This is a genomic window from Paraburkholderia phytofirmans PsJN (assembly GCF_000020125.1).
In the GTDB taxonomy this organism is placed as follows: Bacteria; Pseudomonadota; Gammaproteobacteria; order Burkholderiales; family Burkholderiaceae; genus Paraburkholderia; species Paraburkholderia phytofirmans.
This window is the reverse complement of record NC_010681.1, coordinates 3,008,207-3,020,972: the sequence shown is the minus strand read 5'-3', so window position 1 is coordinate 3,020,972 and position 12,766 is coordinate 3,008,207. Positions and strand designations below refer to the sequence as shown.

At 63.9% G+C, this 12,766-nt stretch carries 11 protein-coding genes and 1 riboswitch; of the genes, 5 read left to right on the top strand and 6 right to left on the bottom strand.

Going from position 1 to position 12,766, the window contains the following annotated elements; translation table 11 throughout:
- Positions 1–193: 193 nt before the first annotated feature.
- From BPHYT_RS13235 to BPHYT_RS13215, 5 genes are all read right to left on the bottom strand, one after another.
- Positions 194–1,792 (bottom strand): L-lactate permease, encoded by a 1,599-nt coding sequence (locus BPHYT_RS13235; RefSeq protein ID WP_012433659.1) that lies wholly within the window; start codon positions 1,790–1,792, stop codon positions 194–196.
- 338 nt (positions 1,793–2,130) lie between these two features.
- Positions 2,131–2,622: a hypothetical protein gene (locus BPHYT_RS13230; RefSeq protein ID WP_012433658.1), complete on the bottom strand. Its 492-nt coding sequence runs from the start codon at positions 2,620–2,622 to the stop codon at positions 2,131–2,133.
- 155 nt (positions 2,623–2,777) lie between these two features.
- The gene (locus BPHYT_RS13225) at positions 2,778–2,990 is read right to left on the bottom strand and encodes a glycine zipper 2TM domain-containing protein (protein WP_012433657.1); all 213 of its coding nucleotides are present in this window, start codon (positions 2,988–2,990) and stop codon (positions 2,778–2,780) included.
- Between the two features lie 256 nt (positions 2,991–3,246).
- On the bottom strand, positions 3,247–5,178 hold the full coding sequence (thiC, locus tag BPHYT_RS13220; protein WP_012433656.1) for a phosphomethylpyrimidine synthase ThiC: 1,932 nt from the start codon (positions 5,176–5,178) through the stop codon (positions 3,247–3,249).
- Positions 5,179–5,271: 93 nt separating this feature from the next.
- Positions 5,272–5,390: riboswitch (TPP riboswitch) on the bottom strand.
- A 152-nt stretch (positions 5,391–5,542) separates the two neighbouring features.
- Positions 5,543–5,953, bottom strand: coding sequence for a GreA/GreB family elongation factor (locus BPHYT_RS13215; RefSeq protein ID WP_012433655.1), 411 nt, complete (start codon positions 5,951–5,953; stop codon positions 5,543–5,545).
- A 440-nt stretch (positions 5,954–6,393) separates the two neighbouring features.
- Between BPHYT_RS13215 and BPHYT_RS13210 the strand changes: the two genes are divergently transcribed.
- The 5 genes from BPHYT_RS13210 to BPHYT_RS13190 all read left to right on the top strand — a co-directional run bounded on the left by BPHYT_RS13210 (position 6,394) and on the right by BPHYT_RS13190 (position 10,400).
- Positions 6,394–7,239: a DUF1223 domain-containing protein gene (locus BPHYT_RS13210; protein ID WP_012433654.1), complete on the top strand. Its 846-nt coding sequence runs from the start codon at positions 6,394–6,396 to the stop codon at positions 7,237–7,239.
- 30 nt (positions 7,240–7,269) lie between these two features.
- Positions 7,270–7,911 carry a cytochrome b/b6 domain-containing protein gene (locus BPHYT_RS13205; RefSeq protein ID WP_012433653.1) on the top strand — a complete coding sequence of 214 codons (642 nt, stop codon included), beginning with the start codon at positions 7,270–7,272 and terminating at the stop codon, positions 7,909–7,911.
- A 40-nt stretch (positions 7,912–7,951) separates the two neighbouring features.
- The gene (locus BPHYT_RS13200) at positions 7,952–8,743 is read left to right on the top strand and encodes a molybdopterin-dependent oxidoreductase (protein WP_012433652.1); all 792 of its coding nucleotides are present in this window, start codon (positions 7,952–7,954) and stop codon (positions 8,741–8,743) included.
- A 117-nt stretch (positions 8,744–8,860) separates the two neighbouring features.
- Entirely contained in the window at positions 8,861–9,106 is a 246-nt protein-coding gene (locus BPHYT_RS13195; protein ID WP_012433651.1) for a pentapeptide MXKDX repeat protein, read from the top strand.
- A 364-nt stretch (positions 9,107–9,470) separates the two neighbouring features.
- Positions 9,471–10,400, top strand: a complete 930-nt coding sequence (locus BPHYT_RS13190) for an EamA family transporter (RefSeq protein WP_012433650.1) — start codon at positions 9,471–9,473, stop codon at positions 10,398–10,400.
- A 55-nt stretch (positions 10,401–10,455) separates the two neighbouring features.
- Here BPHYT_RS13190 and BPHYT_RS13185 read toward each other — a convergent pair whose 3' ends face one another.
- Complete coding sequence (locus BPHYT_RS13185; RefSeq protein WP_041758496.1) at positions 10,456–12,504, bottom strand: NADPH-dependent 2,4-dienoyl-CoA reductase; 2,049 nt, start codon at positions 12,502–12,504, stop codon at positions 10,456–10,458.
- Positions 12,505–12,766 lie beyond the last annotated feature (262 nt).

Genomic DNA, 12,766 nt, shown 5'->3' with positions numbered 1-12,766 from the left:
AGCTGACGTTCGCGACGTGAATTATTTTGCCGCAGCAAGTCCATAGCAGATAGGCGGCGAACTCGCCAGATCCTTCCAGGCTAAAGCAACGCACGCCGGCGTTCACGCGGCCTCTGCCGGCTATTCGGAGCGCATCGCGTGAGTCGATCGAACGGGTTGTGCGGGCCGCGCGGCCCGCACAACCCCGCCTGCCTCAATGCGGAATCATCCACTGCAAGAAATTCTGCTGCAGCCACACCAGCACGCCGAGCAGCACCGTCAACAGAATCGAATGCTTGAAGGTTTTAGCGAACACCACGCCTTCCTTGCCTTTCAATTCGGTGGTCGCCACCCCCGTCGAAATGTTCTGCGGCGAAATCATCTTGCCCATCACGCCGCCCGACGAGTTCGCAGCCGCCATCAGAATCGGGTTGAGATTCAACTGATTGGCCGCCACCACCTGCAGGTTGCCGAACAGCGCGTTACCCGACGTGTCGCTGCCGGACAGGAACACCGCGACCCAGCCGAGGAACGCCGACACCAGCGGAAAGAACGGTCCGACCGACGACGCGCCGAGGCCGAGCGTATAAGTGAGCCCCGAGTAATTCATCAGATACGCGAGCCCGACGATGGTCGCCACCGTCAGGATGGCGATGCGCGTCTGCACCCACGTGTCGGCGACGGCCGCGCCGAACTCGCGCGGACTCAGTTTGACCACGGCCGCCGTAATGAGCGCGGCGACCAGGATGGCGGTGCCGGTGGCGAGCGGCTGGAAGTCCCACACCGCGCTGTACGGCGTGTTGTACAGGGTGATGAAGACGGCCTTGTCGAGCCCCGGCCACGGCACCTTGACGTCGCCGATCAGGAAGATCTTCGCTACGGTCCAGATGATCACCACCACCGACACGATGATCCACGGATACCAGCCCTGGGCGCCGCCGATCTTGCCGCGCACTTCACCCACGCGGTCGATGTTGACCGCGAACTTCGGATCCGCCGCGGGCTTCCAGACGCGCAGGAAGGCGATCGTGAGAATGAGCGAGACCATCGACGACAACACGTCGGTCAGGCTGTAGTTCACATAGTTCGACGCGACGAACTGCGTCAGCGCGAAGCTCGCGCCCGACACCAGCAGCACCGGCCACACCCGCAGCATGTTGCGAAAGCCCGCATAGACGCCGATCACATAGAAGGGCAGCAGAAAAGCGAAGAACGGCAACTGGCGGCCGACCATCTTGGCGAGCGAATCGGCCGGCAAATGCGTGACCGCGCCGAGCACGGTGATCGGCACGCCGAGTGCGCCGAAGGCAACCGGCGCGGTGTTGAAGATCAGCGTGAAGGTGAGCGCTTCGAGCGTGGGAAAGCCGAGCAGAATCAGCAGCGAACTGGTGATGGCGACCGGCGTGCCGAAGCCCGAAATCCCTTCGAGCAGCGCGCCGAACGAAAACCCGATCACCACCAGCACGACGCGCCGGTCGTTCGGCAGGTTGTCGATCATCCACATGCGAAAGGCCGCGAAGCGGCCCGAGCGTTGCGAGATGTTGTAAAGCAGGATCGCCGCGAACACGATCCACATGACCGGCCAGCAGGCGAACACCGCGCCGGCGACCACCGAGTCGACCGCGAGGCCCACCGGAAATTGCCAGACAAAGATCGCCACGATCAAGCCGACGACCAACCCCGCGAGCGACGCCTGCCACGCCGGCCGGCGCGCCCAGCCGAGCAGAAGCAGCACGACGATGATCGGCAAAGCCGCGACGAGGAACGATGGCAATAGCGAATTGCCGACAGGAGTGAGTAGTTGGTGAAACATCACGTCTCCTTCATTGTTGTTCGGACTCGACGCGGCACCACGCACTCCGGAGCGCGTCGCTATGGCATGACGGATGGGCGTCGCCGGCACGCGGGAGCGGACGGGAGCGCTTTTTTAAACGGATACTGCATGTGGCTTACCAAGGATAGAACCCAGCCGGGCGGCGTCAAGAAGGGAAACTACGGGCGCAGCGGATGGGCGCTGGGAGCGCGGCTTGCGCGAGCCGGCCGGCGTGGCGCGCAACGCGCGATATAGCGCCGGCACCGCACGGCACCGCGCGAATCCGCTGGGCAAGCGCATCGTGTGAAGACAAGGAGATTGAACGGCGCAGGTGAGCGTCAGTGCCAATGGCCATGGCCGCCCCATCCGCCGCCGTGGCCACCCCAATAACCACCGAATCCGACGCCGATCGACACCGACGGCCCATACCAACCTGGATAGCCGTAATAGGCCGGATAGACCGGCGGCGGATAGTAAATGGGAGCGGGGGCGACATACACGGGCGGGGCGGCGACCGCATATGTCGGCGGCGAAGCTGGCTGACCTGTCTGCGCTTGTTGCGACTGTTGCTGCTGCTGAGCCGCCGAGTAGTCGTCTTGCCCGACCGGGACTGCCTGTTGGGTTCCCGCTGCGGGGACCGCCGTCGCGTAATACGGCGAATAGCCCGCCGGATAGTAACCGTACGGGTAATAGCAGCCGGAGAGCGTGAGCAAACAGACCGCGCCGCCGAGCGCGATGCCTGTTTGCGAAGGACGTGGAAAAGACTGGGAAAAGCGCAGCGGCAACCGCTGGCCGATCGCGCACACCGTGTTGATGAGGCGGGACTTCATGACGCGCTCCTGGTTGAATCGAACGCCGCAATCAGGGGGCGTCACGTCATGAGCTTACGCCGCCTCTGGGCCAACAGGATTGCAAAACCGTAACGGCTTATTTCGCCTCATTGCAGCGGGTGGCGCGACCTGTCGCCGTACGCTTGATTTGTTGATTACTTGCCCACCTCATGGCCAATGACGCCGCCCGCCGCCGCGCCGCCGAGCGTCGACAGCGCATTGCCGCCGACCGCCGCGCCCGCCGCGCCGCCCAGACCCGCGCCGATTGCCGTGTCGCGCCCCTGACGGCTCATGCCGTCACATGCGGAAAGGCTTACCAGAATGGCCGCGATGGCCGCAAACGTACCGATTTGACGTATCGATTTCATGATGTCGACTCCAGTAGTTATGGTCGGCAGTAAGCACCGCCCCTGCATTTGATGGTATCGCCGCATCCTGTATCCGGATGTGTGCGCTTGTCAGCGAACCGACGGTTTCGTAATCAAATGTTGTCCTTCCTGCAGCACGCGGCGTGCCCGGGTCGCGTAGACGCAAAAGCCCGCCAGTGGCGGGCTTCGTTGCTGCAATGCAGGGGCCTGGCGGATCGGGTGGCGTAACAACGACGCCCGATCCGCGATCCGAACCTTACTGCCGCTGGTAAATCTCAGCGCCTTTCTTCATGAACTCGATCGACTTCACTTCCATGCCTTTCTTCAGTGCTTCGTCGTCGGTCACGCCTTGTTGCGCGGCGAACTCGCGCACGTCCTGCGTGATCTTCATCGAGCAGAAGTGCGGGCCGCACATCGAGCAGAAATGCGCGACCTTGGCCGAATCCTTTGGCAGCGTTTCGTCGTGGAATTCGCGCGCCTTGTCCGGATCGAGACCGAGGTTGAACTGGTCTTCCCAACGGAATTCGAAGCGCGCCTTGGAGAGCGCGTTGTCACGCACCTGCGCGCCCGGATGGCCCTTCGCCAGATCGGCGGCGTGCGCGGCCAGCTTGTACGTGATGATGCCGGTCTTGACGTCGTCCTTGTTCGGCAGCCCGAGGTGTTCCTTCGGGGTGACGTAGCAGAGCATGGCCGTGCCGAACCAGCCGATCATCGCCGCGCCAATGCCCGACGTGATGTGGTCGTAGCCCGGCGCGATGTCGGTCGTCAACGGTCCCAGCGTGTAGAACGGCGCTTCGTCACACCATTCGAGTTGCAGGTCCATGTTCTCCTTGATGAGCTGCATCGGCACGTGGCCGGGGCCTTCGATCATGGTCTGCACGTCGTGCTTCCACGCGATCTGCGTGAGTTCGCCGAGCGTTTTCAGTTCGCCGAGCTGCGCTTCGTCGTTGGCATCGTAGATCGAGCCGGGACGCAGGCCGTCGCCGAGCGAGAAGGCCACGTCATACGCCTTCATGATTTCGCAAATGTCTTCGAAGTGCTCGTACAGGAAGCTTTCCTTGTGATGCGCGAGGCACCACTTCGCCATGATCGAGCCGCCGCGCGAGACGATGCCCGTCATGCGCTTGGCCGTGAGCGGCACGTATTGCAGACGCACGCCCGCGTGAATCGTGAAGTAATCGACGCCTTGCTCGGCCTGTTCGATCAGCGTGTCGCGGAAGATTTCCCACGTCAGGTCTTCGGCCTTGCCGTTGACCTTTTCCAGCGCCTGGTAAATCGGCACCGTGCCGATCGGCACCGGCGAATTGCGGATGATCCACTCGCGCGTTTCGTGGATATGCTTGCCGGTCGACAGATCCATCACCGTATCGCCGCCCCAGCGGATCGCCCACGTCATCTTGTCGACTTCCTCGCCGATGGAGGACGTCACCGCCGAGTTGCCGATGTTCGCATTCACCTTCACGAGGAAGTTGCGGCCGATGATCATCGGTTCGCTTTCCGGGTGATTGATGTTGTTCGGGATGATCGCGCGGCCGCGCGCGACTTCTTCGCGCACGAATTCCGGCGTGATCGCCGTGAGGCCGTTCGGGCCGAACGCGCTCGCGCCGAACGCCTGGCCCGGGTGCTGGCGGCCCATCATCGCCGCGAGCTTTTCGCCGTTCGGGCCGCTCGTCTTCAGGCTTTCCAGATACTCGGCGCGGCGCTGGTTCTCGCGAATCGCGATGTATTCCATTTCCGGCGTGATGATGCCTTTCCGCGCGTAGTGCATCTGCGAGACGTTCTTGCCGGCGATCGCGCGGCGCGGCGTGCGATGCAAGCCCTTGAAGCGCAGATCGGCGGTGGCCGTGTCGGCGGCGCGCTCGCGGCTGAAGTCGCTCGACAGACCCGTCAGCGCTTCGGTGTCGCCGCGCTCTTCGATCCAGGCCTGGCGCAGTGCGGGCAAGCCGGCGCGGATGTCGATCTTCGCTTCCGGATCGGAGTACGGGCCCGACGTGTCGTAGACATAGACCGGCGGATTTTTTTCGCCGCCGAAGCTGTCGGGCGTATCGGCCTGCGAGATTTCGCGCATCGGCACGCGGATGTCGGCACGCGAGCCGGTCACGTAGACCTTGCGGGAATTCGGCAGCGGCGCGACAGCGGCTTCGTCGACGTGGGCGTCGGCGGAAAGGAACTTCGGATTGGCGTTCATCTGTATCTCCTATGCAGAGCTATGTGGGGCGGCTAAGCAGGAGACGAGACGGAAGTAGTCGGAATTCGCGAGAGATGAGGCGATAAGGCTTGGGTGCGAAATCCGTACGCTTCCCTGCGCTGGCATTATCCAGATCAGGTTCAAAGGGTATTTCTCACCCACGCGGCACGGACCTCCAACCTCCGTGCGACGCAGGACCCCCGCGTTAGCAGCGCACACGATACACCGGCCGCCCGCTGCTTGGCAACCCATCTTGAAAATTCGGATCACGGCAACAGCCGCGGGTCGCCACGCGCTTTTAGTGCATCGACGAGGCAGCCGGAGATGATGCGGCAAAAGTTCTGCGTGAAGTGCGGGGCGTTGCTTACAACGTGAAATCGTCGGCGGCTTCGGGCTGATACAGGATCTTCTCCAACTTCAGCACTTTCTCCGTGCCGCTCGGCGGCGTGAAGCGGATGCGCTCGCCGCGTTTGGCGCCGAGCAAGGCGATGCCGGCGGGCGAGAACACGTTCAGGCGGCCGTGCGCGAAGTCCGCATTGGGCGGATAGACCACGGTCCAGGTCATCTGCTCGCCGCTGGTTTCGTCGACCAGCGTGGCTTGTGAGTTCATCGTGACGACGTTGGCCGGAATTTCGCGTGAATCGACGATCACGGCGCGCTCCAGCACGTCGTCGAGCATGTCTTGCAAGTGCGCTTGCGCGCCAGCTCTGGCTGCGTGTTTCTCGAGACGGGCGACGTCGAGTTCGGTGAGATAACAGGTTTTCGTCTTTTTCACGACGGGTACTCCAATTCGATCTACATTTGAGGAAACAGCGTGCGGATGAGATCGGCCCGGAGCCCGGCAACGCGGCTCAGGCAATGGAGCGAGCAACGTTAGATCGGGCGCCGGGCGGCGTGGAGCGGGAGCGTTCGGGACGGCTCGCCGGCGCGACGCGGCATGAGTTCCGCGCGCGCGCAGCCGGTTGCGCGACGGGGGCGCAAGCGGAAGAAGGCACGGGAAGTCGGAAAGCGCATCGAAGTAGCCGGCGGGTAGCGAAAGAGAGTGAAGAGGGCGCTGCCATTCATCTGACTGAACGCGCGCAATAGAAAGGCTAATGTTAGCACGCGAGTCGTGCATCGCCTGGCGTCTTCACGCTCCAGGAAAAAAGTTGGAAACGGGCTGTCATAACCGGCCATGTGGTTCGACAAACGTGCAGATCCTGATTGGAGCACGTCATGCAAACCGCCGGACCCCGCCGAGACAATCGGCGTTTCACTCGAAGCATCGCGCTCGCTGTCGCGCTGACCACGCTTGTGACCAGCGGTCTCGCGAACGCGGCTAGCGCGATCTGCAGCGCGCATAGTCCGGCGCATCGCGTGGCTCTGGTCGAGTTGTACAGCAGCGAAGGCTGCAATAGCTGCCCGCCCGCCGACAACTGGCTGAGCCAATGGAAAAACAGCGGCGCGACGCAAAGCATCGTGCCGTTGGCACTGCACGTGGACTATTGGAACAGTCTCGGCTGGACCGACCGCTTCTCGCAACATCGTTTCACCGAACGTCAGCAGGCGCTCACCGATCTCGCCGGCGGGCACACCATCTACACGCCGGAAATCTTCGTCTCGGGCCGCGAGCTGCGTAGCTGGTCGCAACGCGACAGTTTCGAGAGCCGCATCGGCAAGGTGGTCGCCGAGCCGGCGCAAGCGAACGTCGCGCTGGAACTCAAGGCGCAGCAGACGCCGGGTGCATTCAACGTCGTGGCGCAATTCACCAGCAAGTTGGCGGACCCGGCGGGCCAACTCGAAGCCTACGTCGCCGTCTATGAAAACTCGCTGAGTTCGCAAGTCGGCGCCGGCGAAAACAGCGGCGTCACCTTGCATCACGAACGCGTCGTGCGGCAATGGATCGGCCCGGTGCCGCTCGTCGCGGGCAACGCACAGATTCGCCGCGATGTCCGCGTCCAGGACGCCGCCGCGGATGCCAATCTCAACGCGCCCGCCGACCGCTTTGGCGTGGTCGCCTTCGTCGAAAACGCGGCGAGCGGCGATGTTCTGCAAGTGGCCGAACTGGCCGCGTGCCATTGATCGCCGCGTCCGCGCTCACAGGAGAGTTTCATGGCAACCCATCATGCACTTCGCGACAGCGTGCCGTCGGCCGAGCCGAAAAAAAGCGGTGCGATTCATCCGTTGTGGGTGCGGCTCACGCATTGGCTCAACGCGCTCGCGGCCATCCTGATGATGCTGTCGGGCTGGCGCATCTACGACGCCTCGCCGATCTTCCCGGCGTTCCATTTTCCGCCCGCCATCACGCTGGGCGGCTGGCTCGGCGGCGCGCTGCAATGGCATTTTGCGGCGATGTGGCTGCTGGTCTTCAACGGTCTGCTGTATCTCGCGTTGAACCTCGCGAGCGGACGCTTCGTGCGAAAGTTTCTGCCGGTGTCGCCGCGCGCCGTGCTGCGCGATTTCGTCGCCGCGTTGACCGGCAAGCTCTCGCATGCCGACTTGCGCGTCTATAACGCAGTGCAGAAATTCGCTTACCTGTTCGTGGTCTGCGATCTGATCGTGCTGGTGCTATCGGGTCTCGCGATCTGGAAGTCGGTGCAGTTTCCGCTGCTGCGCGAACTGATGGGCGGCTACGACAACGCTCGCATCGTCCACTTCTGCGCGATGTCGCTGATGGCCGCGTTCATCGCCGTGCATCTGGTGATGGTGGCGCTCGTGCCGCGCTCGCTGCTCGCCATGTTGCGCGGCCGCTGAGCCGTTCACCCGCTAAAGCGAACATTACGGATACCGAATCATGAACCAATCCGCTCGAAAACCCACTCGCTCTGCCGGCCAAAAACTCGACAGCGAATCGATCCTGATCGACGCACGCCGCGAACTCGCGATGCCGTCGCGTCGTCTGTTCGGCAAACGCCTTCTGACGCTGGGCGGCCTGTCGATGCTGACCGGCTGCTCGCTCACCGACGACGACTCGGTCAACACATTCCTCACTGCCGTCTCGCGCCTGAACGACCGCGCGCAAGCGGCGCTGTTCGATCCGAAGCAACTCGCGCCGACTTACACCGAAGCGCAGATCACGCGGCCGTTTCCGTTCAACGCGTTCTACGGCATCGACGACGTGCCCGAAGTGGACGGCGCCGACTACAAGCTGCAGATCAGCGGACTCGTGACCGGGCAGCGCGTCTGGACGTTGCCCGAACTGTACGCGTTGCCGCACGCCGAGCAGATCACGCGGCATATCTGCGTGGAAGGATGGAGCGCGATCGGCCGCTGGGGCGGCACGCCGTTTGGCGACTTTCTGCGGCGCATCGGCGCGGACACGAGCGCGAAGTACGTCGGCTTCAAATGCGCCGACGACTACTACGAAAGCATCGACATGCCGACCGCGCTGCATCCGCAAACGCTGCTCACGTTCTCGTACGACGGCGAGCGCCTGCCCGCGAAATACGGCTTCCCGATGAAGCTGCGCATGCCGACCAAGCTCGGCTACAAAAACCCGAAGCACATCGTCGAGATGTTCGTCACCAACACGTATCCCGGCGGCTATTGGGTCGACCAGGGCTACAACTGGTTCGGAGGCTCCTGACGCGCGCGGGTCGGCACCGCTGGAACGGCGGCGCGACCCCGGACGGCAGAAGCTTCGGAAATACGCCGGCTGGTGCTATGGCCGGTTTTGATTCATCCACAACACTCGGAGTCACTCATGAAAAAGTTCGCACTTGCAGCACTGACCATCGCTCTCCTGACCAGCGGCGGCGCCGCATTCGCCCAGGCAAGCGGCGCCATGTCCAACGATGCGATGTCGAAGGACACCATGTCGAAAGATGCCATGTCCAAGGACAGCATGTCGAAGGGCGGCATGAAGAAGGACACGATGAAGCACAACAAGATGAAAAAGAGCGACGCGATGGGCATGAAGCACGAAGCTTCGGGCGCGATGGCGAACTGAGCCGTCCTGACTATGCGGCCCGCATAGCGGGAATGCGTTGGCGGCTGCACCACAGAAAGCCGGGGCATGTCCCCGGCTTTCTGTTGCAAGTACGCCAAAGAGTTACGATTCTTTCAGGCGGCGCGGTGGGCGCTTACTGCATAATGCGATGCGCGCCAAACGTTTGGCGCGTGTTCGCCGTGGCTCGATCTGTTCGGATCGCCGCGGCGTTGTGGCCCCATTGGCCATCTATCGTCCTTCCGTTCCACCGACATGTCCGCCAGCCTCGCCCGTCAGACCGCATCGCCGATGTGGTGTCCGCCATCCCGCCTAAGGGTCTTCAGCGGGGGCGGAGCACCTCGAGCGGCGTGGGCGGGCTGAACGCATGTCGCTGCAATTCCTGAATCGTTTTTCACGTGGTTTGCCGATCCGTTTGCCGCAATCGCGCAACGGGCAGGTTGCGCTCGCGCTCGCCGTCGTTTATCTCGTGTGGGGCTCGACGTATCTCGCCGTGCACGTCGCGCTCGGTTCGTTTCCGCCGCTGCTGCTCTCCGGGATGCGCAACCTGTTCGCCGGCGTAGGGCTGTTCATCTTCGCCGCGCGTCGCAATCCGGTCTGGCCGAGCGCCGCCGAAATCCGCAACGCCGGGCTCGTCGGCACCATGCTGGTCGGTTTGTCGAGCGGCATGCTCGCCTATGGGATGCGCACCGTCGGCACCGGCACCGCGGCGGTCATGGTCGCGACCGTGCCGCTGTTCGCGACGGTGATCGCGGCGGTGGCGGGGCGCAAGATCGGCCGCGGCGAGTGGTTCGCGGTTGGGCTCGGTCTGGTCGGCATTGCGATTCTCAGCCATGGCGACAGCGCGCCCGGCTCGGCGGGCGGGAGCCTCGCGATTCTGTGCGGCGCGCTTTTCTGGGCCGGCGGCGCGCATCTGGCCGGGCGTCTGAAGCTGCCTTCTGACCTGTTTCTCTCGACGTCGCTGCAAATCGGCCTGGGCGGCGCAATGTCGACGCTGGTCGCGTGGGTCTCGGGCGAGCGCATGCTCGAAGTGCATTTCCTGCCGGTGCTGGCGTTTATCTACCTGATGCTGATCGGGACGATGGCCGCTTATGTGGCGTACGGTTTTCTGATCCGGCACACCAGCCCGATCATCGCCAGCAGTTGCATGTATGTGAATCCAGTAGTGGCCGTCGCGCTCGGCGCGCTCCTGCTCGGCGAGCCGGTCACACGTTCCACGGTGGTCGCGACTGTCGTGATTCTGGCGAGCGTGGGGCTGTCTTTCTGGTTCGATTACCGCAAGAAGGGACTCGCCTGAGTTTGGCCTGCGTTTGACCTGAGTTCGACCTGAAGCGGGCGACGACCCGCTCGTTTCACAACGCCGCCGCCACTTCCGCGCCTTCGCGAATCGCGCGTTTCGCGTCGAGTTCGGTTGCCACCTTCGCGCCGCCGATCACGTGATAGCGCGGGCCAGCGGCGTGGTCCGTCTTTGCATCCGCCGCTGTCTGCGGAAGCAGATCGCGCAGCGATTCCTGCCCCGCGCACACGACGATCGTGTCCACCTCCAGCCACTCCTCGACGCCGTCACGCGCGATCTTCAGGCCGCGCGCGCTGATCTCCCGGTACGACACGCCGTCGAGCATCTTCACGCCATTTCTCGCGAGCGTCGCGCGATGCACCCAGCCGGAGGTCTTGCCGAGTCCCATGCCGAGCTTGCCGGCCTTGCGCTGCAACAGCCAGATCTGCCGCGGCGGCTGCGCCGGCGCGGGCGGTTTCAGCCCGCCGCGTTCCCGCACGGCCAGATCGACACCCCATTCGTCGAGCCATGCATCGCGCGGCACGGGCAGCGGTTCGCCCGCGCGATGCAGCAGAAACTCGCTGACGTCGAAGCCGATGCCGCCCGCGCCGATCACAGCGACGCGCTGACCGACCGGTGCGCCGCGCAGCACATCGACATAAGACAGCACGTTCGGCCCGTCGATGCCGGCAATCGCCGGCCGCCGCGGCACGATGCCGGTGGCGACGATCACGTCGTCGTAAGCGCCGGCGGCGAGCAGCGCGGGATCGACGCGCGTATCGAGCCGCACGTCGACGCGATGGCGCTGCAGCTGGCTCTGAAAATAGCGGATCGTCTCGCTGAACTCTTCCTTGCCCGGCACGCGCATCGCCAGATTGAACTGGCCGCCGATCGTTGCGCTTGCATCGAACAGCGTCACGCGATGCCCGCGCGCGGCGGCCACGGTCGCCGCCGACAATCCCGCCGGACCCGCGCCGACCACCGCGATCGAACGCGCGGCCTGCGCGCCGGCGACCGGCCGGTAGATCAGTTCGGTTTCGCGCCCCGCGCGCGGATTGACGAGGCAGGTGGCGCGCTGGTTCTTGAACGTGTGATCGAGACAGGCCTGATTGCAGGCGATGCAGGTATTGATTTCATGCGCGCGTCCCTCGGCGGTCTTCACGACGAACTCGGGATCGGCGAGTAGCGGCCGCGCCATCGAAACCAGATCGCCGGCGCCTTGCGCGAGCAGTGCTTCGGCGACCTCAGGCGTGTTGATGCGGTTCGACACGATTACCGGCACCTTGACGGCCGCCTTCAATCGCGCGCTCAGCTCGGCGAAGGCCGCGCGCGGCACCGAGGTCACGATGGTCGGCACCCGCGCTTCGTGCCAGCCTATGCCGGTATTGAACATCGTCACGCCGGCCGCTTCGAGCGCCTGGGCGACCTGCACGGTTTCGTCCCACGTATTGCCGCCTTCCACCAGATCGATCAGCGAGATCCGGTACACGACGATAAAGCGTTCGCCGCATACCGCGCGCACCCGCTCGACGATCTCGCGCGCGAGCCGCATGCGGTTTTCGATGCTGCCGCCGTAGGCGTCGGCGCGGTGATTGGTGCGTGGGCACAGGAACTGGTTGAGCAGGTAGCCTTCGCTGCCCATGATCTCGATGCCGTCATAGCCCGCGCGTTGAGCGAGGCGCGCGCAGCGCGCATAGTCGCGCACGGTCTTCGCAATGCCGGCGATGCTCAGCGCGCGCGGCTTGAACTTCGAGATCGGCGATTTGATCGCCGACGCGGAGACCACGAACGGCTGATAGCCGTAGCGGCCCGCATGCAGGATCTGCAGCGCGATCTTGCCGCCTTCGGCGTGCACGGCCTCGGTCAGCTTCCGATGATTGCGCAGATCGAACACGGAATTGAGCGTGCCGCCGAACGGCAACAGCCACCCCTCGCGATTCGGCGAGATGCCGCCCGTCACGATCAGGCCGACGCCGCCCTTCGCGCGCTCGCGGAAATACGCGGCGAGCTTCGGGTAATTCCAGAAGCGGTCCTCCATGCCGGTGTGCATCGAACCCATCACCACGCGATTGCGCAGGCGAGTGAAGCCGAGGTCGAGTTCGGCGAGTAAGTGTTGGTAAGACATGCGGGGGACCGTGTAAGTATTGGGCGCGCACGAACAATACACCGGGCGGTGTGCCATCCCTCCGAGGAAAAATTCTAATCCGCGCAACTCGTTGCTCCGTAAGACATTCTTCAGCCGCCACAAGCCATATCGAAGCCCGCGGCACGCGCATTGCTCAAAGCGAGCGTCCATCGACACGAGCCGTGCGATGGCAGCAGGGATAGGAGGGGCATTCCGTTTCGCAGAGCTGGCCTGAACCGTTCGTATGACCAACGAACAAGCG